Source organism: Ferrovibrio terrae, assembly GCF_007197755.1.
GTDB lineage: Bacteria > Pseudomonadota > Alphaproteobacteria > Ferrovibrionales > Ferrovibrionaceae > Ferrovibrio > Ferrovibrio terrae.
The window spans coordinates 4,139,725-4,164,744 of the sequence record NZ_CP041636.1 but is presented as its reverse complement, the minus strand read 5'-3'; the positions used below and the strand labels follow the sequence as shown (position 1 = coordinate 4,164,744).

The 25,020-nt window shown below is 63.7% G+C and carries 21 protein-coding genes; 7 read left to right on the top strand and 14 right to left on the bottom strand.

The features are described 5' to 3' along the window. Window positions 1-51: 51 nt before the first annotated feature. Window positions 52-1,899: a DNA primase gene (gene dnaG / locus FNB15_RS20345; RefSeq protein WP_144258471.1), complete on the bottom strand. Its 1,848-nt coding sequence runs from the start codon at window positions 1,897-1,899 to the stop codon at window positions 52-54. A 51-nt stretch (window positions 1,900-1,950) separates the two neighbouring features. Further along, window positions 1,951-2,409 carry a GatB/YqeY domain-containing protein gene (locus FNB15_RS20340; protein WP_144258470.1) on the bottom strand — a complete coding sequence of 153 codons (459 nt, stop codon included), beginning with the start codon at window positions 2,407-2,409 and terminating at the stop codon, window positions 1,951-1,953. Between the two features lie 306 nt (window positions 2,410-2,715). Here FNB15_RS20340 and carA point away from each other — a divergent pair, with 306 nt between their 5' ends. From carA to FNB15_RS20315, 5 genes are read left to right on the top strand one after another with little or no spacing between them, the layout of a single operon-like run. Then, window positions 2,716-3,891 carry a glutamine-hydrolyzing carbamoyl-phosphate synthase small subunit gene (carA, locus tag FNB15_RS20335; RefSeq protein ID WP_144258469.1) on the top strand — a complete coding sequence of 392 codons (1,176 nt, stop codon included), beginning with the start codon at window positions 2,716-2,718 and terminating at the stop codon, window positions 3,889-3,891. 32 nt (window positions 3,892-3,923) lie between these two features. Then, entirely contained in the window at window positions 3,924-7,157 is a 3,234-nt protein-coding gene (carB, locus tag FNB15_RS20330) for a carbamoyl-phosphate synthase large subunit (protein WP_144258468.1), read from the top strand. A 21-nt stretch (window positions 7,158-7,178) separates the two neighbouring features. Then, entirely contained in the window at window positions 7,179-7,652 is a 474-nt protein-coding gene (gene greA / locus FNB15_RS20325; protein ID WP_144258852.1) for a transcription elongation factor GreA, read from the top strand. Between the two features lie 23 nt (window positions 7,653-7,675). After that, window positions 7,676-8,536: an alpha/beta hydrolase gene (locus FNB15_RS20320; RefSeq protein WP_144258467.1), complete on the top strand. Its 861-nt coding sequence runs from the start codon at window positions 7,676-7,678 to the stop codon at window positions 8,534-8,536. 2 nt (window positions 8,537-8,538) lie between these two features. Then, entirely contained in the window at window positions 8,539-9,222 is a 684-nt protein-coding gene (locus FNB15_RS20315) for a response regulator transcription factor (protein WP_425460274.1), read from the top strand. 46 nt (window positions 9,223-9,268) lie between these two features. Here FNB15_RS20315 and FNB15_RS20310 read toward each other — a convergent pair whose 3' ends face one another. Beyond that, window positions 9,269-9,946 (bottom strand): enoyl-CoA hydratase/isomerase family protein, encoded by a 678-nt coding sequence (locus FNB15_RS20310; protein WP_246068742.1) that lies wholly within the window; start codon window positions 9,944-9,946, stop codon window positions 9,269-9,271. A gap of 200 nt (window positions 9,947-10,146) precedes the next feature. Here FNB15_RS20310 and FNB15_RS20305 point away from each other — a divergent pair, with 200 nt between their 5' ends. Together FNB15_RS20305 and FNB15_RS20300 are read left to right on the top strand one after the other, a co-directional pair. Further along, on the top strand, window positions 10,147-10,980 hold the full coding sequence (locus FNB15_RS20305) for an MBL fold metallo-hydrolase (protein ID WP_246068741.1): 834 nt from the start codon (window positions 10,147-10,149) through the stop codon (window positions 10,978-10,980). Next, window positions 10,980-11,828: a class I SAM-dependent methyltransferase gene (locus FNB15_RS20300; protein WP_144258464.1), complete on the top strand. Its 849-nt coding sequence runs from the start codon at window positions 10,980-10,982 to the stop codon at window positions 11,826-11,828. The genes FNB15_RS20305 and FNB15_RS20300 overlap by 1 nt, the downstream gene beginning before the upstream one ends. A gap of 323 nt (window positions 11,829-12,151) precedes the next feature. On the opposite strand, the gene FNB15_RS20295 is transcribed toward FNB15_RS20300, so the two are convergent. The 11 genes from FNB15_RS20295 to FNB15_RS20245 are packed head-to-tail and all read right to left on the bottom strand — an operon-like array spanning window position 12,152 to window position 24,835. Beyond that, window positions 12,152-13,327: an ABC transporter permease gene (locus tag FNB15_RS20295; RefSeq protein ID WP_144258463.1), complete on the bottom strand. Its 1,176-nt coding sequence runs from the start codon at window positions 13,325-13,327 to the stop codon at window positions 12,152-12,154. 1 nt (window position 13,328) lies between these two features. Then, window positions 13,329-14,354, bottom strand: a complete 1,026-nt coding sequence (locus tag FNB15_RS20290; RefSeq protein WP_144258462.1) for an ABC transporter permease — start codon at window positions 14,352-14,354, stop codon at window positions 13,329-13,331. A gap of 15 nt (window positions 14,355-14,369) precedes the next feature. Beyond that, complete coding sequence (locus FNB15_RS20285; protein WP_144258461.1) at window positions 14,370-16,277, bottom strand: ABC transporter substrate-binding protein; 1,908 nt, start codon at window positions 16,275-16,277, stop codon at window positions 14,370-14,372. Beyond that, window positions 16,274-18,166 carry an ABC transporter ATP-binding protein gene (locus FNB15_RS20280; protein ID WP_246068740.1) on the bottom strand — a complete coding sequence of 631 codons (1,893 nt, stop codon included), beginning with the start codon at window positions 18,164-18,166 and terminating at the stop codon, window positions 16,274-16,276. Before FNB15_RS20280 ends, FNB15_RS20285 begins: the two co-directional genes overlap by 4 nt. Then, window positions 18,163-18,654 carry a hypothetical protein gene (locus FNB15_RS20275; RefSeq protein WP_144258460.1) on the bottom strand — a complete coding sequence of 164 codons (492 nt, stop codon included), beginning with the start codon at window positions 18,652-18,654 and terminating at the stop codon, window positions 18,163-18,165. The genes FNB15_RS20280 and FNB15_RS20275 overlap by 4 nt, the downstream gene beginning before the upstream one ends. Beyond that, entirely contained in the window at window positions 18,651-19,460 is an 810-nt protein-coding gene (locus tag FNB15_RS20270; protein ID WP_144258459.1) for a polysaccharide deacetylase family protein, read from the bottom strand. The genes FNB15_RS20275 and FNB15_RS20270 overlap by 4 nt, the downstream gene beginning before the upstream one ends. Further along, window positions 19,457-20,614 carry a glycosyltransferase family protein gene (locus FNB15_RS20265; protein WP_144258458.1) on the bottom strand — a complete coding sequence of 386 codons (1,158 nt, stop codon included), beginning with the start codon at window positions 20,612-20,614 and terminating at the stop codon, window positions 19,457-19,459. The genes FNB15_RS20270 and FNB15_RS20265 overlap by 4 nt, the downstream gene beginning before the upstream one ends. Next, window positions 20,614-21,192, bottom strand: coding sequence for a histidine phosphatase family protein (locus FNB15_RS20260; RefSeq protein ID WP_144258457.1), 579 nt, complete (start codon window positions 21,190-21,192; stop codon window positions 20,614-20,616). The genes FNB15_RS20265 and FNB15_RS20260 overlap by 1 nt, the downstream gene beginning before the upstream one ends. Beyond that, window positions 21,189-22,328 (bottom strand): glycosyltransferase family 4 protein, encoded by a 1,140-nt coding sequence (locus FNB15_RS20255; protein ID WP_144258456.1) that lies wholly within the window; start codon window positions 22,326-22,328, stop codon window positions 21,189-21,191. The genes FNB15_RS20260 and FNB15_RS20255 overlap by 4 nt, the downstream gene beginning before the upstream one ends. Before the next feature lie 13 nt (window positions 22,329-22,341). Beyond that, entirely contained in the window at window positions 22,342-23,592 is a 1,251-nt protein-coding gene (locus tag FNB15_RS20250) for a glycosyltransferase family 4 protein (protein ID WP_144258455.1), read from the bottom strand. A gap of 19 nt (window positions 23,593-23,611) precedes the next feature. Beyond that, a complete protein-coding gene (locus tag FNB15_RS20245; RefSeq protein WP_144258454.1) occupies window positions 23,612-24,835 on the bottom strand; it encodes a glycosyltransferase family protein in 1,224 nt (407 codons plus the stop codon). Window positions 24,836-25,020: the final 185 nt, after the last annotated feature.

The window sequence follows — 25,020 nt, the reverse complement described above, 5'->3', positions numbered from 1 at the left end:
TAACTCTTCCTGTCTAAAAAAACGCGAAGCCGCCCTATTGAGAGGACGGCCTCAATCCGTATCTGATACCGAAACCAGACTGCGTGCCGAGCCGACCTCTGCCTTGAGGGCGACGAAACGCTGCCATGCCTCGGGGTTGGTATTACTGGCAAGATCGGCTTCAGCCGCCGCCAGTTCCTGTTCCAGTTCCGCCAACCGGTACCGTTGCACGGCCTGCCACCACCCTCGCTCGACCTTGTCCGGTTCCGTATCCGGGCGCGCAAACGGTTCCAAAATCCTTCCGGCCTCGCCACTTACGAGGTCCAGCGCGGGTCCGAGTCCTCGCTGCCTCAAATGGGCACCAAAGGCCTCGCCGTCAAGACCCGGATGGCGGGAGGCTTCTTCTAGAATCCGGCTCTTGAGGCTGTCAAGCGGCCCCGGCGGGTAGGCCAGCGCTGCAAAGGCCTCACCATGCTCCTCCAGCAGCCACGGATGGGCCACTACGGCGGCCAAAAGTGCCTTTTCGGTCCTTTCCAGGCGTTCGTTCGGCACCGGGCCTTTATATCCTTCGGGCGGGCGGGCTCCCGGTCCCGTATAGGCCGGGCGGCCGGCGAAGCCGGGCCGGTTCGGGGTCCAGGTCCGCGCCGGGGGTGCAAACAGCGTGCGCAGGCGACTGCGGAAATGGTCCCGATAATGGCTCTGGACGGCCGGATTCCTGATCTGGCTGGCCACGCCCCCCATCAGGGCCGCCTCCAGGGCAGCCCGGCGCTCCGGGGTATCCAGCTGCCGCCCTTCGGTCTCCTTGCGCCACAGGATGTCGACCATGGGCAGGGCAGCCGCCAGCACCTCGTCCATGCCGCGGCGGCCCTGGGCCTTCACCAGGTCGTCCGGGTCCTGGCCGCCGGGCAGGAGGGCGAAGCGGAAAGATTTTCCCGGCTCCAGCAGGGGCAGGGCGCGGTCGGCGGCGCGCATGGCGGCCCGGATGCCGGCATTGTCACCGTCGAAACACAGGATCGGCTCGGCCGAGAGCCGCCAAAGCAGCGCGATCTGCTCTTCGGTCAGCGCAGTACCCAGCGGGGCCACGGCATGGTCGATGCCGGCCTGCGCCAGCGCGATCACGTCCATATAGCCTTCCACCACGATCACGGTGCCGCTCTCGCGGGCGGCTTCGCGGGCAATCGCGTGATTGTAGAGATTGTGGCCCTTGTGGAAGAGCGGCGTCTCCGGCGAGTTCAGGTATTTCGCTTTCGCATCGGGATCGAGCGCACGGCCACCGAAAGCGATGATGCGGCCACGGCGGTCGCCGATGGGAAACATCACGCGATGACGGAAGCGGTCGTAACTCGGTCCGCCATCTTCCGGCTTGATCAGCAGGCCGGATTCAATCAGCAGAGGCTCAGGCAGACCCCGCGCCAGCAGTGCTTCCTTCAATGCCGTGCGGCTTTGCGGCGCATAGCCTAAGCGGAAACGCTCGATGGTGTCGGGCTTCAGGCCGCGCTTCTGGATATAGGCGCGGCCCTCGCGGCCGACATCGCCATGGAACTGTGCCTGAAACCACTTGGCGGCTTCTTCCATCGCCTTGCCCAGCGTGGCGACCTGATCGGCTTTCTCGCGATCCTCGGGCCGCACGCGCGGCACCTCCAGGCCTGCTTCACCCGCCAGCTGCTCGACGGCCTCGGGGAAGGCGAGGCCGCCATTGCGCATGGCAAAGCCGATCACGTCACCATGGGCGCCGCAGCCAAAGCAGTGGAAGAAACCCTTGTCGTCGTTAACGGTGAACGATGGCGACTTCTCGTTATGGAACGGGCACAGGCCGGTATATTCGCGACCGCGCTTGATCAGCCGCACGGAGCGGCCGACCACGCCGGACAGCGGTACCCGGTTGCGGATTTCTTCCAGAAAGGAATCGGGAAACGCCATCGGACTCCCTGACCCCGGAAAAGCTGACGACTCGGGCCGACTCGGCCGTCCTCAGCTCAGCAGGCCCTTCAGGATAGCGGCCGTCTTGGCGGAGTCCATCTGGCCGGTATACTTGGCCTTGAGGATCGCCATGGCCTTGCCCATGTCCTTGATGCCCTGGGCGCCCACCTCGGCGATGGCGGCCCTGGCGGCGGCCTCGATCTCGGCCTCCGACATCTGCTTGGGCAGATAGCTCTCAATCACCGCGATTTCTTCCTTTTCCTGGGCCGCCAGCTCCGGGCGGTTGCCCTGTTCGTAGAGCGTGATCGACTCGCGGCGCTGCTTCACCATGGTTTGCAGCAGGCCCAGGATGGCCTCGTCGGGGATGCCGGTGCGGTCGTCGCCCGAGGTCCGCGCGGCAATGTCGCGGTCTTTCAGGGCAGCCAGGATCAGCCGCAGCGTCGCCAGACGGCGCGCATCCTTGGCCTTCATGGCATCCTTGAGCGCCTGATTGAGCGTCTCGCGCAGCATCGCATGTCCCCCAGCGGTAACGGAATCGGAGTCGTTTTTGAAAGGGGCGCAGCATAGCCCAGACGCCTCGCAGGTGCAAAAGGAATAAATTATTGATTTAATTGAGCTTTTAACCTTTGTGCCGGGGTTGACTGGGGCGGGCGTTTTGATATGGTCCGGCCTCGGTTGAAGCGGCGTTCGCCGCCGCCGCAATCATCGATGAATAGCTGTGTCGTACCGCCGGATGCGCCCGCCTCCGGTGGTTTTTTGCGGCCTGCTGCCTGCCTGCCTGCCGACCTGTTTCCGCCTGCGTGATGGAGTTCCCCCATGGCCGACACCCCCGAATACGCCGCACCGCCCGGACCGGGCTACACCGGCGTGGTGGTGCTGGCCGATGGCAGCGTGTTCTGGGGTCATGGCGTGGGCGCCGAGGGTGACACGGTCGGCGAGGTCTGCTTCAACACCTCGATGACCGGCTACCAGGAAATCCTCACCGATCCCTCCTATGCCGGCCAGATCATCACCTTCACCTTCCCCCATATCGGCAATGTCGGCACCAACGCGGAAGATATCGAGACCCAGGGCATCGCCGCCCGCGGCCTGATCCTGCGCGCGCCGATCACCAGCCCGTCGAATTTCCGCAGCAACAGCCACCTCAACGACTGGCTGAAGCTGCGCGGCCTGATCGGCATATCGGGCATCGACACCCGCGCGCTGACGCGGCGCATCCGCGACAGGGGCGCGCCGAACGGCGTGATCGCCCATCGCCGGGACGGCAAGTTCGATCTGGCGGCACTGCATGCCAAGGCCAAGACCTGGCCGGGCCTGGAAGGCATGGACCTCGCCGCCGAGGTGACCTGCCGCCAGACCTACACCTGGGACGAGACGCGCTGGCAGCTCGGCAAGGGCTACGGCAAGCTGACCAATCCGAAATTCCACGTCGTCGCCATCGACTACGGCATCAAGCGCAACATCCTGCGCTGCCTGGCCGATATCGGCGCGAAGGTCACCGTCGTGCCCGGCAATGCCACGGCGGACGACGTGATGCGCCACAATCCCGATGGCGTGTTCCTGTCCAACGGTCCCGGCGATCCGGCCGCGACCGGCGCATATGCCGTGCCGACGATCAAGGCGCTGGTCGACAGCGGCAGGCCGGTCTTCGGCATCTGCCTCGGCCACCAGATGCTGGCGCTCGCGCTCGGCGGCAAGACCGGCAAGATGGAGCGCGGTCATCGCGGCGCCAATCATCCGGTGAAGGACCTCGAGACCAGCAAGGTCGAGATCACCAGCCAGAACCACGGTTTCTGCGTGATCGAGGAAAGCCTGCCGAAGAATGTGGTGCGCACGCATGTCTCGCTGTTCGACGGCTCGAATGAAGGCCTCAAGCTGACCGACAAGCCGGTCTTCTCGGTGCAGCACCATCCTGAGGCCTCGCCCGGCCCGCAGGACAGCCACTATCTGTTCAAACGCTTTGCAGAATTGATGGAGCAGAAGCGCGGTTGATCCGTTGCTTGCGCTTCGCTCCCAGGTGAACCATGCCCAAACGTACTGACATCAAGAGCATTCTGATCATCGGCGCCGGTCCTATCGTGATCGGCCAGGCCTGCGAATTCGACTATTCGGGCACGCAGGCCTGCAAGGCGCTGAAGGAAGAGGGCTACCGCGTCATCCTGATCAACTCCAACCCGGCCACGATCATGACCGATCCGGGCCTGGCGGATGCGACCTACATCGAGCCGATCACGCCCGAGATCGTCGCCAAGGTGATCGAGAAGGAGCGCCCCGACGCGCTGCTGCCCACCATGGGCGGCCAGACCGCGCTGAACACCGCGATGAAGCTGGACGAGATGGGCGTCCTGAAGAAATTTGGCGTCAAGATGATCGGCGCCACCCGCGAAGCCATCGAGATGGCGGAAGACCGCGAGCAGTTCCGCCAGGCGATGAACCGCCTGAAGCTGGACATGCCGCGTTCGGGCACCGCGCATACGCTGGACGAAGCGCGCGCGCTGCTCCCCACCGTCGGCCTGCCCGCCGTCATCCGGCCCTCGTTCACGCTGGCCGGCACCGGCGGCGGCATTGCCTATACGCGCGAGGAATTCGACGAGATCGTGACCCGCGGCCTCGATGCCTCGCCCACCACCGAAGTGCTGATTGATGAATCGGTGCTGGGCTGGAAAGAATACGAGATGGAGGTTGTCCGCGACCGCAAGGACAACTGCATCATCATCTGCTCGATCGAGAATATCGATCCGATGGGCGTGCATACCGGCGACAGCGTGACCGTCGCGCCGGCGCTGACGCTGACCGACAAGGAATACCAGATCATGCGCGACGCCTCGATGGCGGTGCTGCGCGAGATCGGTGTCGAGACCGGCGGTTCGAACGTGCAGTTCGCCGTCGATCCGTCCGATGGCCGCATGGTGGTGATCGAGATGAATCCGCGCGTGTCGCGGTCGTCGGCGCTGGCCTCCAAGGCCACCGGCTTCCCGATCGCCAAGGTCGCCGCCAAGCTGGCGATCGGCTACACGCTCGACGAGCTGATGAACGACATCACCGGCGTGACGCCGGCGTCGTTCGAGCCGACCATCGACTATATCGTCACCAAGATGCCGCGCTTCACCTTCGAGAAGTTCCCCGGCACCGACCGCCTGCTGAACACCTCGATGAAGTCGGTCGGCGAGGCGATGTCGATGGGCCGCAGCTTCCAGGAGAGCATCCAGAAGGTGCTGCGCTCGATGGAAACCGGCCTGAACGGTTTCAATGAAGTGCAGATCGCCAATGCCGAGGATTCGGACGGCAAGGAAGCCATCGTTGCCGCGCTGGCGCGGCCGACGCCGGACCGCCTGCTGGTGATCGCGCAGGCTTTCCGCCATGGCCTTACCAGCGCGGAAATCCATGCCGCCTGCAAATACGATCCCTGGTTCCTCGAGCAGATCGAGGAAATCGTGCAGACCGAGGAGCAGGTCCGCAAGGACGGCCTGCCCAAGGATGCCGACAAGCTGCAGGCGCTGAAGCGCATGGGCTTCTCGGATGCGCGTCTGGCCGAACTGACCAGGGCCACGGAAGCCGACGTGTCGGCGGCGCGCCGCAAGCTCGGCGTCGTGCCGGTGTTCAAGCGCGTCGATACCTGCGCCGCCGAATTCGACAGCACCACGCCGTATTTCTATTCGACCTATGAATTCGGCCCCGAAGCCGAATGCGAGGCCCAGCCGCAGGACCGCACCAAGGTGATGATCCTCGGCGGCGGCCCGAACCGGATCGGCCAAGGCATCGAATTCGACTATTGCTGCGTCCATGCGGCCTATGCGCTGAAGGAAGCCGGCTTCGAGACCATCATGGTCAACTGCAATCCGGAGACGGTATCGACCGATTACGACACTTCGGATCGCCTGTATTTCGAGCCGCTGACCGTGGAAGACGTGCTGGAAATCGTGCGCGTCGAAATGTCGAAGGGCACGCTGCTCGGTGTGATCGTGCAGTTCGGCGGCCAGACACCGCTGAAGCTCGCCGCCGGCCTCGAGGCCGCCAGGGTGCCGATCCTCGGCACCTCGCCGGATGCCATCGACCTGGCCGAAGATCGCGAGCGGTTCCAGCAGTTGCTGCAGCAGCTCAAGCTGAAGCAGCCGGAAAACGGCATCGCGCGGTCGGAAGACGAGGCGCGCAAGGTGGTGGCCCGTATCGGCTATCCGGTCGTGATCCGGCCGTCCTATGTGCTGGGCGGCCGCGCCATGGAAATCGTGCGCAGCAATGCGCAGCTGGAACGCTACATGACCGAAGCCGTGAAGGTTTCGGGCTCGTCGCCGGTGCTGATCGACAGCTACCTGTCGGATGCCATCGAAGTCGATGTTGACTGCCTGGCCGATGCCGAGACGCAGTTCGTCGCCGGCGTGATGGAGCATATCGAAGAGGCCGGCATTCACTCGGGCGACAGCGCCTGCACCTTGCCGCCCTACAGCCTGGCGCCGGAAATCATCGCCGACATCAAGCAGCAGACCGAGGCGCTGGCGCGTGCCCTGAAGGTTGTCGGCCTGATGAACGTGCAATATGCGGTCAAGGATGGCGTGGTCTATATCCTTGAGGTCAATCCGCGCGCCTCGCGCACGGTGCCTTTCGTTGCCAAGGCGATCGGCCAGCCGCTGGCCAAGATCGCCTCGCGCGTGATGGCCGGCGAGAAACTCGCCAGCTTCAACCTGCATGAAAACGAAGTCGACCATATCGCCGTCAAGGAAGCGGTCTTCCCGTTTGCCCGCTTCCCCGGCGTCGACATCATCCTCGGCCCCGAGATGAAGTCGACCGGCGAGGTGATGGGTATCGACCACGATTTTGGCACCGCCTTTGCCAAAGCGCAGCTCGCCGCCGGCACGATACTGCCGGCCACGGGCAGCGTCTTCATCTCGGTCCGCGACGGCGACAAGCCGGGACTGGTGGATTCAGCCCGCCGGCTGGTGGCCATGGGCTTCGAGATCGTCGCCACGACGGGCACCGCGCGCTTTTTCGAGGAGCACGGCATCGCCGTCAGGCGTGTGAACAAGGTGATGGAAGGCCGGCCTCATATCGTCGATGCCATGAAGAACGGCGATATCCAGCTGGTGTTCAATACCTCGGAAGGTTCTGCATCGATCCGCGACAGTTTCGACCTTCGTCGCACCGCTTTGATGAATAAAATCCCGTACTTCACCACCATGGCAGGTGCCAGGGCGGCCGTGCGGGCGATCGAGGCGCTGCGGGCAGGGAGCCTTGCGGTCACCCCCCTGCAGGCTTACTTTTAACGGTCTGACAGGAAGGCGATGATGCAGAAGATTCCGATGACCGCGACCGGCTACCAGCGTCTGGAGGCCGAGCTGAAGAATTTAAAGTCGGTCGAACGACCGTCGGTGATCCGTGCGATCTCGGAAGCACGCGAGCACGGCGACCTGTCCGAGAATGCCGAATATCACGCCGCCAAGGAACGCCAGGGCTGGATCGAGACGCGCATCCTTGAGGTTGAGGACAAGCTCAGCCGCGCCGAAGTGATCGATGTTTCCAAGCTGTCGGGAGACAAGGTGAAGTTCGGCGCCACCGTTGTGCTGGCTGACGAGGACACCGACGAAGAGAGCACCTACCAGATCGTTGGCGCGGACGAGGCCGACATCAAGGCCGGCCTGCTGTCGATCACTGCGCCGCTCGCGCGGGCGCTGGTCGGCAAGTCGGCCGGGGAAAATGTCGAAGTCTCCACGCCAGGCGGCTCCAAAGGCTACGAGATCGTCTCGGTCGCCTTCAAGTAAGGCATCTGTTGCGAGGGAGTCCGATGGATCGCGCGACTCTCGACAAGCTCTATAACAACCGCGCTGCCGTTCCGACGCATCCGCAGGATATCGCGCGCTGGGCGACTGAAAGCGCGCGCGCGCGCGCCGAGTTGCCGCATCATGCCGACCTGGCCTATGGCCCGCATCCGCGCGAGATCCTCGATCTCTTTGCATTGGCCGCACCGGGCCGGCCGCTGCTGGTTTTCATCCATGGCGGCTACTGGCAGGCGATGAGCAAGGGCGAGGCGTCGCAGATCGCCAATGGCTTTGTCTGCGACGGCCTGGCCAATGTGGCGCTGCTGAACTATCCGATCGGGCCCGATGCCCGCATGGACCAGATCGTGGCCTCGATCCGCCGCGGCATCCTGTGGCTGTGGCAGCACGCCGCCGACTATGGCTTCGACCGCGACCGCATCTATGTCAGCGGGCATTCGGCGGGCGGTCATCTGTCGGTCATGGCGCTGCTGACCGATTGGCCGGCGCTGGATGCTGCTGCTCCGGCCGACCTGATCAAGGGCGCGCTGTCGATCTCGGGCCTCTATGACCTGCAGCCGATCCGGCAATGCTATCTCAACGACAAGCTGGGCATGGATGAGGCCGAGGCGGCGCGCAACTCGCCGATCGCGCTGCTGCCTGCCAGCACCGCAGGTCTGCCGCCGCTGGTCTGCGCGGTGGGCGGCGCCGAGACGCCGGCTTTCCTGCAGCAGCAACACGATTTCGTGACCAAATGGGCATCGCATGGCGGACACGTGACCGCCATCACGGTACCGGAGCGGCATCATTTCGATATTGTTGACCAGATGGCGCAGTCTGGCGCGGTCCTGCAAACCGTGATGACCGATATGCTGCGCCAAGGGGGATGATGATGAAGCGCGTTCTTCTGGTTGACGACGACAAGACCCTGCAGGGGCTGCTGGCCGAACAGCTGGAAACCACACGCGAATTCTCCACCCTTTGCGTCAATGATGCCGCCGCGGCGTTGCAGGCGGCGCCGGGCGAGCATTTCGATCTGGTGCTGCTCGATGTCGGCCTGCCTGACATGGATGGCCGGGATCTCTGCCGTGAATTGCGCAATCAGGGCCTGCGCGCCCCGGTGATCATGCTGACGGCCGCCGATGGCGAAGCCGACACCATCATGGGGCTGGAAGCCGGCGCCAACGACTATGTCACCAAGCCGTTCAAGCTTGGCGTGCTGATGGCGCGCATCCGTGCCCAGCTGCGTCAGTTCGAGCAGAGCGAGGATGCCGTCTTCACCATCGGGCCCTACAGTTTCCGGCCGGCCAACAAGGTGCTGCTCGACAACGAGAAGGCGGGCAAGAAGGTGCGGCTGACCGAAAAGGAAACCGCGATCCTGAAATACCTGCTGCGCGCCGGTACCAAGCCGGTGCCGCGCGAAACCCTGCTGGCGGAGGTGTGGGGCTACAATGCCGGCGTTTCCACCCATACGCTGGAGACGCATATCTATCGCTTGCGCCAGAAGATCGAGCGCGATCCCGGCGCTGCCCGGCTGCTGATCACCGATCCGGGTGGCTACCGCCTGCAGCCCTGATTACGACGATATAGCTGATATCGACAGGGTAACTAAGGGCCGCCAATCAGTTTCCTTTGAACTGCGGCGGCCGTTTTTCCGTCATCGCCGCGCGGCCTTCCAGAAAATCCTCGGTGCGGAAACTGGCCGCGGCACGATCACGGGCGGCGCGCTCGTCGAACAGACTGTCTGCAATCTCGTTCAGGCTCTGCTTCATGCCGCGCACCGCCTGCGGCGCCAGGGCGCTGAGCGTTGCCGCCAGCGCCTGCGCACGCTCGGTCAGCGCCTCCGCCTCGACCAGCCAGTCGAGGAAGCCCGTCCGCAGCATCTCCGCGTCGTCGAAGGTTTCGGTGGCGAGGAATAGGCGTTTGGCCGGACCGAGTCCGAGCCTGGTGACAGCGCGTTTCAGGCCATGCGGATGATATTGAATGCCCAGTTTCGCTGGCGGAATGAAGCTGCGGATGCCGCGCGCTCCGAGGCGGAAATCGCAGGCCAGCGCCAGATCGGTGCCGCCGCCATAGACGCCGCCCTGTAAGACGCAGAGCGTGGGGAAGGGCATAGTCTCCAACCGGTCGCTGACGCGCTCCAGCGGATTGTCGCGCCAGTCATGGCCGGCAACGGCGCCGAAATCGACACCGGCGCAAAAGCTTTTGCCCTGCGCGGATAAGACGAGTGTGCGGATATCGGACCGTCCCGCGAGGCCGATCAGGGTGGAATCAAGGGCCTCCAGATCGCCGATTTCCAAGGCATTGTGCTTTTCCGGCCGGCAAAATGTGATGGCCGCCAAAGAACCTTGGATTTCGGCAAGAAATGCTTGAGACATCCGACTGTCCGCCCTTAATCTATTTCATGAAAGATTTCCGCACAGACCTAGCCAGCCGGCAAGGATCAGTCGGCATACAAGGTGCTCCATCCCTCGACGCTGACGGGAAAAAGGAGGCCACGGTGGGGGTTGAGGATTTTTACGTGCGCTTCTGGGGCGTTCGCGGCAGCATTGCCGTCGGTTCGCCGGAAGTGATGCGCTATGGCGGCAACACCTCGGCCATCGAGGTACGATGCGGCTCGCATCTGCTTATCTTCGACACCGGCACCGGCGTGCGCGCGCTCGGCGTGGCGCTGGCTGACCAGCAGCAGCCGGTCGATGCCGACGTTTTCTTCACCCACACCCATTACGACCATGTCTGCGGCTTGCCGCATTTCTGCCCGGCCTTCGATCCGCGCAACACATTCCGCATCCATGCCGGCCATGTTACCGATAACGGCGGTATCAAGGGCGTGCTGAAGCAAATGATGTGCTCGCCGCTGTTTCCGGTGCCACTCGAAATCTTCCAGGCCAATCTCAGCTTCCATGATTTCGACCAGGGCGCCGTGCTGGAGCCGCATCCGGGCATCGAGGTGCACACCGGGCCGCTGAGTCATCCCGATCTCGCCACCGGCTATCGCGTCGAATTCCAGGGCAAGTCGATCTGCTACCTGACCGATACCGAGCATCCGGCCGAAGGGCATGACGAGAATATCCTCAAGCTCATCAAGGGCGCGGATATCGTGATCTATGACTCGATGTATACCGACGAGGAATATGCCTGTCGTAAAGGCTGGGGCCATTCCACCTGGCAGGCCGGTGCGAAACTCTGCGATGCGGCCGGCGTGAAGACCTTCGTGGTCTTCCACCATGATCCGGAACACGACGACGCCTTCATGGACAAGGTCGCCGCCGACGTCGAGAAGGCGCGTCCGGGCTCCGTTGTGGCCCGCGAAGGCCTCGTGCTGCGGCCCTGATGTCTGGCGCAAAACACTGGCGCCGGCTCCGCATGGGGCTGCAGACGTTGTTCGGCCTGCGTCGGCAAGGCTTTTTCATTCCTTATCGCTATGCCGATGGGGTGGCGCCAGCGCAGCCGGTCTATGCGGCGCTGGCTGAGCGTTTTGCCACTGCCGAGCCGGTCTTCCTCGATCTGCTGCGCGGTGCAGAAGATTACGCCGAGGCCCTGCTGGCTATCGCCAGGCAGCGCGGCGTGACTCCGGTGCCCCAATTCGATCAGGACTGGTTCCCGACGCTGGATGCCGTGGCGGCCTATACGCTGGTGCGGAGATACGGGCCGAAGCGCATCGTAGAGGTCGGTTCAGGCCATTCGACGCGCTTCCTGGCTCGCGCCGTGCAGGACGCCGGGCTGGCCACCGAGATCACCGCCATCGATCCACAGCCGCGTGCGGCGCTCACTGGCTTAGCCGTACGCTTTCACAATGCGATCCTGCAGACGGCCGATCCGTCGATTTTCGCGGCGCTGGAACCCGGCGACATCCTGTTCATCGACTCCAGCCATATCCTGATGCCGGGCACTGATGTCGACTGGCTGTTCAATCGCGTGCTGCCGGCGCTGCCGCAGGGCGTGCTGGTGCATATCCACGATATCTTCCTGCCCGACGATTATCCGGCCGACTGGGCCTGGCGCGGCTACAACGAACAGCAGGCGATCGGGCCCCTCCTCGCCGGCGGTTTCCAGCCGGTCTTCTCCAGCCATTATGCGTGGACGCGGCTGACGGCTGCCGTACAGGGCGGCATCGTCGGTCACCTGCCACAGGCCGCCGGTGCCTGGCCCGCCAGCCTGTGGCTGGTCCGGCCGGCTTAGGGGCTCGGCCTTGGCCTTGATAACTCACGAAGTTATGCTAATATTCCTATTATAAGAACATATGTTCTTGTGCCGGATATGCTTGTGCGACCAACGCACGCTGCTGTTGGACATCGTTGATAAGAAAATCAACAGCTTGGCACACAACGCCAAGGCTTTAGCCGGGATCCAACAGGACAGAACTGGCTTTAACTGGCTCGAACAGGACGGAACTGGCTCAAACAGGACGGAACTGGCTCAAACAGGACGGAACTGGCCCCGAATAGGATGGGACAGGCCTCGAAGGCGCCGTAACCAGCTTGCGCCGTGTCCGCCCGGGGCGCTCAGCGATAGGGATCGGCCGCGTCGCGCAGGCCGTCGCCGAAGAAGTTGAAGGCCAGCACCACCACGATCACCGGGATGGCCGGCGCCATCAGCCAGGGATACAGCGCGACCACGTTGATGTTCTGCGCTTCGTTGAGCAGCACGCCCCAGGAGGTGATCGGCGGCCGCAGGCCCAGGCCCAGGAACGACAGCGCAGTTTCACCCAGGATCATCGACGGGATTGACAGCGTGGCCGAGGCGATCAGGTGGCTCATGAAGCTTGGCAGCAGGTGACGGCCGATAATGCGGCTGGGCGAAGCGCCCATCAGCTGCGCGGCGGTGGCGAAATCCTCTTCGCGCAATGCCAGCAGCTTTGATCGCACCGCGCGGGCAAGGCCCGGCCAGTCGAGCAGGCCGAGAATGATCGTGATGCCGAAATAGACCAGGATCGGCGACCAGGTGACCGGCAGTGCGGCTGACAGCGCCATCCAGAGCGGCAGTTCGGGCAGACTTCGGATCAGTTCGATCAGGCGCTGGATCACATTGTCGATCCAGCCGCCGTAGTATCCGGAGATGCCGCCCAGCACGATGCCAATGATGAAGCTGATGGCGATGCCGAACAGGCCGACGGTCAGCGAGATGCGTGTACCGTAGACGACACGGGAAAAGATATCGCGTCCCAGCCGGTCGGTGCCGAGCAGATAGAAATCGCCGCCTTCGGCCGGACAGACCAGGTGAAAGCGCATCGTCACCAGGCCCATATAGTCGTACTGGTCGCCCTGGCAGAAGTAGCGCAGCTTGTGCACCTTGCTCAGGTCCGGGGCATATTCACGCTTCAGCGTTTCGGTATTCATGCGGAAACGCATGCCGTAGACGAATGGCCCGACGAATTCACCTTCGTGGAACAGGTGAATCGCATGCGGCGGCGCATAGATGCCGCGCGGATTACGGGTCTGCAGGTTGTAGGGCGCGATGAATTCCGAAAACAGCGTGGAGGCATAGATCAGCAGCAGGATGATGCCGCTCCACAGGCCGAGCCGGTGGCGCTTGAACTTCCACCACATCATCTGCCACTGCGAGGCGCGGTAATACTTCTCCTGGCCGGCGGTCATCTTTTCGATCGAATAGGGATCGAACGGCGTGGGATTGACCCAGTGTTCCGGGCGGGTCGGCTTGGGGACGGGAGTATCACTCATGCTACTTGGCCTGTCCGCCGGTGAGCCGGATGCGCGGATCGAGCAGCGCCAGCAGGATGTCGGAGACCAGCATGCCGACCACGGTCAGCAGCGCCAGGAACATCAGGAACGAGCCGGCAAGATACTGGTCGAGCGATTGCAACGCGCCCAGCAGCATCGGGCCGGCGGTCGGCAGGCTCATCACCACCGACACGATCACCGAACCGGAGACCACGGAGGGCAGCAGGTTGCCGAGATCCGAGATGAAGGGGTTGAGCGCCATGCGGATCGGGTATTTCACCAGCAGGCGCAGCGGCGGCAGGCCCTTGGCGCGCGCCGTGGTGACATACTGCTTCTGCAATTCGTCCAGCAGATTGGCGCGCAGCCGGCGGATCATCGCCGCCGTGCCCGAGGTGCCGATCACGACCACCGGCACGATCATATGCACCATCATCGACTTGATCTTTTCCCAGTTCCAGGGCGCGTCGATCAGTTCGGGATCAACCAGGCCGCCGATGCTGATGCCGAACCAGATATTGGCGTAGTAGAGCATCACCAGGGCGAGCAGGAAATTCGGCGTTGCCAGGCCGATATAGCCAAACAGCGTGAAGCCGTAGTCACCCCAGGAATACTGCCGCGTGGCAGAGTAGACGCCGATCGGGAAGGCCACGGCATAGATGAACAGGATGGTGAAGAAGTTGATGAACGCCGTCATCAGCAGGCGGTCGCCGATCAGTTCGCCGACCGGGCGGTTATATTCGAACGACCAGCCCCAGTCGCCCTGCAGGATACCTGAGAAGCCGTTCGGGCCGGGAATGAAGCCCATCCAGATGCCGTACTGTTCCATGATCGAGCGATCCAGCGCATATTGCGAGCGCAGGAATTCGGCGCGCTCCATGGCGCTGGTTTCCCCCTGGGAGCGCAGTTCGGCGATCTGGTTCGACAGGTAATCGCCAGGTGGCAGCTTGATGATCAGGAAGATCAACACGCTGATGATCAGCAATGTCGGGATCATCAGCAGCGTTCGGCGCGCAAGATACGTCAGCATGTCAGATGCTTCTGCCTATTGGCCAAACCAGAAGGTTTCCGGGCGATACAGCCCGACGAAGGCGCCGGGATCCCAGTTGAATACGCCTTCCTTCGGAATGTTGTTGAGTTTCTTGCTGGCCACGATCGGCTGGAACACGCCGGTCACGATGCCGATGGTCAGCGTCTGCTCGGCGTGGATGCCGAGCATGCGGTGCCAGATGCGGGCGCGCTCCGCCTTGTCGCCGGTTTCGAGCCAGGTGTGATAGAGGTCGAACAGCTCCTGCACCACCGGCATGTCGATCGGCTCGCCGGACTGGTGGCCGGTCTCGTGCCACTGGCCCCATTTCGGCCATTGCAGGCCGAATTGCGAGGTGGGCGCCAGTTCGTTCGGCTTCATGTCGGCGGTGACCAGGCCGTTTTCCAGTCCGGACCACACCGACATGACTGCTTCGCCGGAGAAAATGCGGTTGCGCACCACGTCGCGCTGGCTCGGCTTGGAGAACAGCTTGATGCCGATCTTGGCCCAGTTCTCGCCGATCAGTTCCAGCACGTCGGTCTGCTCGGTGTCTTCGCCGGCGGTTTCGACGATGATTTCGGCCGGCCGGCCATCCGGCAGCAGGCGAACGCCGTTGCCATCGCGCTTGGTCAGGCCGATCTGGTCAAGCAGCCTGTTTGCGGTGGCGGCATCGAATGTCGCATTGGTCGTCTGGTATTCCGGTTTGAACAGCGGGCTGTCCGGCATCACCGTGTTGTTCGATTCAATTGCCAGACCGAAGAACAGCGACTCATTGATCGCCTGGCGGTCGATGCCCAGCGACAGGGCATGCCGGAAGCGCGCATCACGCATCAGCTTGCGCCAGACCTGGTCATTGGCGTTCAGGTTGGGGAAGAGCGCGATATGCGAGCCCTTGGCGGTGCGCCACAGCAGCGTTTTGTAGCCGGCGCGCTTCTCGTTTTCCTTCAGGAAGGTGAAGTTGCTGAAATTCACGCTGCGGAATTGCAGGTCGGCCTCGCCGGCGCCCGCCTTGGCCGGGATCAGCTTGCCATCGGCCTGGGTAAAGATGATGCGGTCGAGATACGGCAGCTGGCGGCCGTTGTTGTCGATCCGGTGATAGTAGGGATTGCGTACGGCGACGAAACGCACGGCTGGCGGCTTGGTCGTGATCGTCCAGGCATCCAGCAGCGGCAAGTCAGGATTGTCACCTTCGACCATGTTGTCGACGCGGCCGTGCAGCGCGGCCCAGTTGGCACGCTTCTCGGCCGTCACCATAGCGGCCAGCTTCTGCGGGTCGGCATAGCGCGCGTGGAACTGCTTCAGGTAATGCGCGGGGCGATAGAGATTGAAGGCCGACGTGCCGGCGATGCGCGGCAGGAAGGATGGGTTGCGCTTCGACCAGCTGTAGCGGACGGTGGTTTCGTTGATGATCTCCACCTTCGGCTTCTCGCCATCGACCAGAAGGTCCTGCGTCGGGCCGGCAGGGCTGAGGTCTTTATTGTTGGCGACGTCTTCCCAGTAATAACGGAAATCTTCAGTCGTGAAGGGCGCGCCGTCGGACCAGCGATGACCCTTGCGGAGATGGAAGGTGAAGACCCGGTCGTCCTCGACCTCGAACTTCTCCAGGATGTCGGGCACGAACTCGTATTTCTCGTCGTAGATGATCAGGCGCGCATAGGCGATCACGTTGAGCAGGCGGGTCTCGCGCGCCCGGCTGATCAGGCTGCGCAGATCGCCGCCATGTCGGCCCGGTTCGCGTGGCGTGACGATCAGCGGCGGCTGCGGCAGACGCTGTGCCACCGGCGGCAGCTTGCCCGCATTCACTTCGGCCGACAGCATCGGTGTTTCCTGCAGGTCGGGCAATTGCGTCTGCGCCGCCACATCCATGGCGGTGAAGGCGGCGAGCGCGGCAAGAAGCGCGAGGGCAGGGCGAAGCGAGGGCATCATGCGACGAGGTCCCGGAAATCGGCATTGGCATCGGCACGCACGAGATGGCCTTGGCCAAGGTCGATCATGCGCGGTCGTGCGGTGCCGTCAATGGTGAAGGGGCGCGGCCAGGCTGCCGGTTTGGAGGCCTTGTCCTCCATCAGCAGGCGCAGGTCGAGGCGACTGTCCGGATCGGGCTTGGGGACCGCGGACAGCAGCGCCTTGGTGTAGGGGTGGATCGGGTTGTTGAACAGCTGCTCACGCGGCGCCAGTTCGACCAGGCGGCCGGCGCACATGACCGCGATGCGGTCGGCCACATAATCCACAACGGCCAGGTTGTGCGAGACGAAAATGTAAGTCAGGCCCAGTTCGGCTTTCAGATCCTTCAGCAGATTGAGGATCTGCGCCTGGATCGAGACATCCAGCGCGGAGACCGGCTCATCGCAGATCAGCAGTTCGGGTTGCAGGGCAAGTGCGCGGGCGATGCCGATGCGCTGACGCTGCCCGCCCGAGAAAGAGTGCGGGTAGCGGCGCAGGAAGCGCGGATCAAGTCCGACCAGCGTCATCAACTCCTTGACCCGCTCGAAACGTTCGTCTGCGTCGCCGATCTTATGGATCACCAGCGGCTCGGACAGGATATCAAAGACCGTCATGCGCGGATTGAGCGACGAGAACGGGTCCTGGAAGATGAACTGCACCTGCCGGCGATAGCGGAACAGGTCGTCACCTTCCAGCTTCAGAACGTCGGCACCCTTGAAGCGGATGTTGCCGCTATCGGGCGTGATGGCGCGCAGGATCAGCTTGCTGGCCGTCGTCTTGCCGCAGCCGGACTCGCCGACCAGCCCCAGGCATTCGCCACGCTTCACGGTGAAGCTGACATCGTCGACGGCAATCACCGATGAGGGCCCTTTGGCCGGGCTGAACATGCCGCCTTTGCGCAGGGAGAAGCTCTTGCTGACATGCTCGACTTCAAGCAGTGTTTCGCCAGATCGATCTTTAGTGGGCGCGTTGCTGCGCAGCAGCTTGCCCACTTCACCCTTGATCTCGCGCAGCGGCACCAGTCTTTCACCCGGCTTCATATTGAAGCGCGGCACGGCATGCAGCAGCGCTTTCAGATAAGGATGCTGCGGGTTACCGAAGATGTCGTGCAGGCCGCCACGCTCCATGGCTTGGCCGTGATACATCACCACGATCTCGTCGGCCATGTTGGCCACGACGCCCAGATCATGCGTGATCATCAGGATCGCCATGCCGAGTTCGGACTGCAGGTCTTTCAGCAGCTTCAGGATCTGCGCCTGGATGGTGACATCGAGCGCGGTAGTCGGCTCGTCGGCGATCAGCAGGGCAGGGCGGCAGACCAGCGCCATGGCGATCATGGCGCGCTGGCGCAGGCCGCCGGACAGCTCAAAAGCATAGGTGCGCAACGCGCGCTTCGGATCGGGGAAGCCGACCAGTCGCAGCATTTCGGCTGTCAGTTCGCGGGCCTGGTTGTCGTCGGCCTTGCGATGCAGCTTCAGCGCCTCGGAAATCTGGTCGCCGATAGTGTGCAGCGGGCTAAGCGACGTCATCGGCTCCTGGAAGATGATCGAGATGCGGCCGCCCTGAAGCTGTCGCATGGCGCTGCCGCCTCGAGGGAGCGTCGCGATATCGATCGCATCGCCGGGCTTCAGCGGATCATGGAACAGTATCTGGCCGCTGGCGATACGCGCCGGACGCGGCAGTATGCCCATGATCGCCTGACTGACCACCGACTTGCCCGAGCCGGATTCACCTACCAGCGCGACTGTGCCGCCTTGCGGGATGCTGAAGCTGATGCCGTTCACGGCACGGATCAGGCCCTCCGGCAGGTCGAAATGCACCTGCAGGTCCCTGACCTCGAGCACGTTGCGATTCAGCTCCGAAACGCTCACGGCTGGTTTCCTTCAACGCTGTGTATGCGGCTGGCGTTCAGGCGAGAGACTTCACTGATGGCGACGCCGTTCTGCTCGGCCGCGGCAAACGCCCGTTCGACGATGGACGGAAAACCAATCAAATTACTGTCGACCCGCAAAGTTCCCCCTTCCGCCTCGATCACCAGCTGAAGCCAACCTTCGCTGCGATCGCGACGTGTCGAATAGTAGCGCAGGGTCACGGCCTTAACTGTCGGCCATGACAACGCCACCATTCTTCCCCATCCCCGCCGGACGACGCCGGACGCGTCGAGTTCAATCTCGATCTGCTGTCGCCAGATCGTGACCGCACCAAGCCAAGCAAAGAGCAGGCTCAGTCCGACCAGCAGGGCAAAAATGACAGATTGAGGGGCTACGAACAACACCAGTCCCAGACAGATGGCGAGCCCGATCCCGGCACGCAGATAGTCCGGCCACAGCCGGGAGAGGGGGTAATACAGGCGGGTCATGACGCGGGCGTGACAGAGGGGGCCACAGAACCGCCGGGCGCACCGATTTTCAGCGCCGCGCCCACATCGAGCCAGTGCACTGCGGCATGCGCGGCGGTGCGGGATAAAAACGCGGCGGCAAAGGCCCAGACCGTCTCGTCATGCCGAAGATGATGGGTCAGCAATCCAAGCGGCTGCAGATGCTGTTCGCCTGCGCGCATGGCGCGCAAATGCGCGCAGCTGACGGCCAGACTGCGTTCGGCGGCTGCCGCATTGTCGTGGCCGTGCCAGTCGATCGGGTCGATATGGGTGTTCAGTGCCACAAGGCCCGGGGCTGCCCAGTAACTGACGCGGGGCTGGAAGGCCGAGACCGCGGCATAGCCCAGGCCCGGCATGACCGGCAGGCAATCCGGCGCCATGCGGTTCCAGGGCGGGACGAAGACCGGCAGCAGCTGCCCCGGGGCAAACAGGCTGCGAAGGCGATCATGGCCGGTGCGCAGGTCAGCCAGCCGTTCGCTTAGCGAACGTTTGTGCGGGAACTCGGATTTTTTCTCCGGTGGGCCGGCATGATTGTGGTGCGCATATCCATGCTGCAGCGCAGCAATTCCGGGCTCGGATTTGAGCCGCCCGGCCAGGCTGGACTCGGCCTGCGCCGGGATGATGGCCAGCGCCAAGGGCGCGCCGCTCGATCGGTGCAGACCAAGCAGCCGATCCAGAGCCGGTGTCGCCGCGACAGCATCGTCATCGCGCCACCAGAAGCAGGCGGTGCGTCCTTCGGACGCCCAGCGGTCGAGTTCGTCCTCCAGCGCCTGCCAACCCACCGTCATCTGCGGTGCTTTTCGATTTCGGCCCTAATGCGGCGCGCGGTTTCCTCGGCGCCATCGAGGCGGATGGCAGTGGGATCCGGCTTCGGCGAAGCCAGTGCGTGATCGACGACAGCGGCCAGCGTCTGCGGTGTCATGTCCGGTTCTGGCAGCATGTGCATCAGCCCCCGCCTGGACAGCAGGGCAGCACGCAAGGCCTGTTCGGTTTCATTGCCGCCGACGAACGGTACCACGACCGCGCGTGAACCGCCGCCTAGTGTCTCCATCATGGTGTTGTAGCCAGCCTTGCTGATCGACAGCAGGCAATGATGCAGCATACCGGGAAAATCGGGACGAACCGGCTCGATGATCACACCCGGCGGCGCCATCTCGCGCAGTGTGGTGATGTTGTGAGGATTTTCCAGCGGACTCACCAGGATGCGCCATGTCGCGTCGCGCGCCACCGTCATAGGTCGGGCGTCGATGGCGGCCTGGAACAGCTTCATGCCTACGGCGCCACCGCCGGCAGAGACCAACACTTCGTCGACGCCGGCTTCGGTATAGGGGATGACATGTTGCTCGGCGATATAGCCGGTATAAATCAGCATATGGCGGATTTTCTCCGCCATCGGGAAGGTGTTTTCGAAAGCGATTACCGAGGGGTCGCCATGTACCAGCGCCGCATCGAAATATTCCTGCAGCCAGGTGATGGAGTCGATATCGTGCTGCGGCTTGCCGCGATCGACCAGAATGTCGCGCACCGAGCAGAAGATCAGCGGACGGTTCGGCATGCCGCGCAGCATCTGCAGCAGCGGCATCATCTCGAACCGCATCTGCCGGCGGCCGAACGGAAACAGTTCGGTGATCACCATGTCGGGGGCGAAGTTGCGCACCACATCCCGCAGCATGGCGCTGCGGGTCGATTTCCACTCTTCGGTCACTACCTCGCCATTGATATCGAGCAGGATCTTGAAGGTGGCGTCGCGCGCACGCGCAGGTGCCAGCTGGACGAAGCCGATGCCGTCGATGCCATGCAGGGTCGGGTCAGGCAGGCCGCCGGAGACCAGCAGTGGCGTGGCGCCCTGGCGCAGCAGCGCACGGCAGATCGACGCGGCACGATGCAGATGGCCGACGCCAAGCAGATGCTGTACCCAGATCAGGACGCGCGGGCCGCCCATTATCGCTCCAGCGGAATATTTGCCGCCACCAGGGTGGGGCGACCGTCTTCCGTTATGCTAAATTCCTGCAGGCAATGCCAGTCGAGCTTGACCGGCGCACGGCCCAGCATCGGCCAATCGAAAGCCAGGGCCAGGATGGCGCGAATGACGCCTTTATGGGCAACGGCGCCGGCATCCGCCGGCAGGCTGCGCAGCCAGGGCAGCAGCCGCTGCTGCACCTGACGCGGGCTTTCACCACCGGGCGGCTGCAGGTCGAGGCCGCGGTCTTCATTGGCCGTGAAGGCATTGCCGTAGGCGTCGCGTAGCTCTGGCAATGTGCGGCCTTCGTATTGCCCCCAATCCATTTCGATCAATGCCGGTTCGATCCGGGGCTTCAGGCCCAGCAGCGCGGCGGTCTCCTGTGCCCGGCGCAGCGGGCTGACATACCACTGTCTGGCAAGATAGGTGGATGGCACAGAATAGCCTGCAAATGCGGCACGGCCGGCGTCGGACAGCGTGATGTCGGCGCGGCCCTGCAGCCGCCCGGCGGCATTCCAGTCGGTGGCGCCATGGCGCAGCAGAACCAGATTGCGGGTCATGCCGGCAGCCCCAGTTCGGCGAACAGCGTCGTCAGCCTCGCTTGCGCGGCATCCATCGAAAGCTCTCTCTGCACCCGCAATGGCGCTGCGGTAGCCATGCGCAGTCTTTGATCCTGATCAGCAAGCAAATGCCCGATGGCATTCGCCATGGCAGCGGGTGTGTCATCCGGTGTCAGCCAGCCGGTGACACCATGCTCGACGATATCTGGAACGCCGCGTGTGCGAACCGACAGCACCGGCAATCCGGCGGCCTGTGCCTCCAGCAACGCCATGCCATAGGCCTCATTGACGGCGGGCCAGACATAGAGGTCGCTCGCGGCATACAGCGCGGCGAGCTGATCCGGCTCCATCTGTCCGGTCAACGTCACGCAATCTCCCAACGCGGCAAAAGCATTTGCCACTGCTTCGCGCGCCGGGCCGTCGCCAACCAGACTGCAATGCCAGTTGTTGTCGCGCAGCAGCGGCAGGGTTTCGGCCAGTCGGCGGAAGGAGGCCAGCTTGTCGCCGTCGCGCATCATGCCCACTGCGAGCAGCCAGGGGCGATCCATCGGCAGCCTGAAACGTGCGGCCAGATCGACGCGGTGCTGTGTTCGCTGTGCCGCAGCCGACGCGAAGGGTACGGGATCGATGAAGGGCGCAAAATACTGCACGCGCGCCGCGCCGACGCAGCCAACCAATCCCGGAACGTCGTGCCGCGTGATGGCCAGCAACCGGTCGGCGGCGATCAGCGCGCGTTTGGCCTGTGCATATCCAGTCGCCCATGTACCATCGCACCGGCGTGGTGAGTCCGAGGCTTCGGCAATCACGTAGGGCAGGGCGAAACGCTGCTTCAGCGCCGGACCGAGATAGTCAGCGGCCTTGTGATAGACGTGATAGGTGAACAGAAGATCGGGTTTTTCTACCGGGTCATTTTTCCACGCGGCGGCCAGCATTTCGACTTCGGCGGCAGCCGCATCTGCCGTGGCAGCCTCGCGTGCCGGATCGCCGTCGCGGTTGTAGCTGCGCAGGTCGGACAGCAGCGTCACGTCATGGCCGAGGCCGCGCAGGGCGGCCATGAACAGGCGGGCGACACGGCGGTCGCCGGACGGGGCCGGATGATCGGGCGGCTTGAGCGGTGCATAGAAGCCAATCCGCATCACCGCGCTCCGTTCAGGCCGCCAGGCCGAAGCGCCGCGCCAGTTCCGCGATGCCGCTCGTCATTTCGAATGCCTGCCGCACTCTTGCCGACGCAGCCTTGCCCAATCGCTCGCGCAGCGCCGGATCGACGATCACGTGGTTGAGCGCCACGACCAGTTCGCCCACATCCTCGCTCGGCACCAGCAGGCCGGTTTCGCCATCGACGATCAGTTCGGGAATGGCGGAGATCGTGGTGGCGACGCAGGGCAGGGCCTGGCTTTGCGCCTCCATGAGTACATTCGGCAGGCCGTCCATGTCGCCATCCTGGTCGCGGCGGCTGGCCAAAGCAAACACATCGGCCGTGCGGTAAGCCTCGATCACGGCCTCCTGCGTGGCCGAGCCCTGCCAGGAGATGCGATCCGCGATGCCGAGGCTGACGGCCTGGGCCTTCAGCTTGGCGAGCAGTGGCCCGCCGCCGATATGCGTGAAATGCCAGTGCAGGTCGACCGGCAGACGCGCCAGCGCCCGCAGCAGGATGTCGTAGCCCTTCTTGTCGACGGCGCGGCCGACAGACAGCAGCCGCACCGGGTCCTGCGCGTCGCGGCCATCGCGACGGGCGCGCCAGACCGGCGGCTCGGGGAAGCGCGAGAAATCGATGCCGTGATAAACCAGCGATACCCGCTCGGAATCACTCAGGGCGGCAAGATGCGTGCGGTTATGCGCGGTGCAGGTCACGACCCACTGGCAGTCGGCGAGTTTCTCGCGCTTTTCCCAGTCCGGCGTGATCCAGATGTCGCGTGCATGCGCCGATGCCGTCCACGGGCATTGCAGGATCTGTGCGGCATAGCGCGCCACCGAACCGGGCGTATGAATAAAATGGGCGTGCAGGTGGCGATAGCCTGCGGGCAACTCTGCCGCCAGCACCATGGCCTGGCCGAAGCGGCGGATACGGTTACTGCTGCGGTCGCGTTTGAAATCCTGCCACCAGACCTGCAGTGCGCGGCGATAGCCGGGCAGGTGGCGGGCGAACCACCAGCCGCGCAGCACGCGCAGCGGCTCCTGATACAGGTATTCCGGCAGATACAGAATCCGCGCGCGGATCTGGTCGTGCAGGGCGTGACGCTTGCGGTCGGTCGGATGGCGCAGCGAGACGATCAGGATGTCCAGCCCGCGCGCCTCCAGTGCGGCGATTTCCTGCGCGATGAAGGTTTCCGACAGCCGCGGATACCCCTTCAGGACAAAAGCGACAGGTGACGGAGTGGGTGACTGGGCTGACTCTGACATACGCGGAAGGGGCGGCGGGTCAGCCCCGCAATTCCACCACATTGCCCGGCCGTTCAGCGCGCGGGCGGAGCCAGGGCTGGACCAGGCGATCGACGTTATCGAGGCCTTCAAGCAGGCCGGGAATGACGATCTGCGACGGCAGCGACTGGCGTGGCAGATTGCGCAGGGCATTCGCCATCACGGTGGGATCATACTGGCCGTCATCTTCCAGCATGCGGATCAGGCCGAGTTCCTGCGCGCGGCTGGCACGGATGAATTGCTCCATGCGCGGACGCTTGCGTGGCACGATGATGGCGCGTTTGTCGAGCGACAGGATTTCGCAGAAGGTGTTGTAGCCGCCCATGGCGAGCACGCCGACCGCATTCTGCACCAGATGCTCCATATGCGCATCGAAGGTGATGGCTTCCACGCGCGGCAGGCGTGAGACGCGGGCCAAGAACTCGCCGCGCCGCTCCTTCTGCATGAAGGGGCCCAGCACGATCAGCGCCGGATAGGGCAGGATTTCGTTGCTCTCGTAGGCGCGCAGCACCCAGTCGATCAGACCTTCGCCATCGCCACCACCGCCCGGCGTGACCAGCAAGAAGGGCCGCTGGGTGATTTCCGGCAGCTGATGCTCCGGCTGGGCCTCGCCCGAGGTGCGCGGCAGATAACCGGTATAGACCACCTTGCGGCGGACTTTCTCGGGCAGGGTAATGCCGGCCAGAGGGTCACAGAATTGCGGCAGGCCGTAGACCCAGATCTGGTCGTACAGGTGCTTCAGCGCCGGCATGACGTTCTTGCGTTCCCATTCCGGCTTCAGCGCGCTGGGTTCGTCCATCACATCGCGCAGGCCGAGCACAATACGGGTGCCGCGTTCCTTCAGCATCTTCATGGTCGGGAGCACTTCGCCGCGCAGCCCCAGCGGCTCCTTGTCCACGATGAAGATATCGGGGTCGAAGACGCGGGCGGTATGCTGGATGATCTCAGCCCTGATCTTCAGGGTTTCCTCGATGTCCATCGGCAGGTTCAGCGAGGTGTACTGGCCGTCGCGCAGTTTGATCACGCCCGGCACGCGCACGAAGTCGACGCGGCTGCGGAAATCAAAGCTGCCGATGATCGGCGAGCCCGACATGATCAGCACGGACATATCGGGATGGCGTTCGACCAGGGCATGCGCGATGGTGCGGCACCGGCGCAGATGGCCGAGTCCGAATGTGTCGTGGCTGTAGATCAGCACACGAGTGCCGTCGCTACGCGGTACCATGCTGGCTTCCCCCCTGGCGGGAGCAATCGGGGCAAACTTGAACTCAAACTGTGGCGGACTATGGCATATGGGCCCCGCTCAGGCCAAGCCCTGGTTCCGGCAAGCCCCTGACTTAAATAGTGATCCCGGGCACAGTCGGGCCGGGCTGGCGATTGGCTGGCCGATTTCCTTCGGCTAAGGTCTAA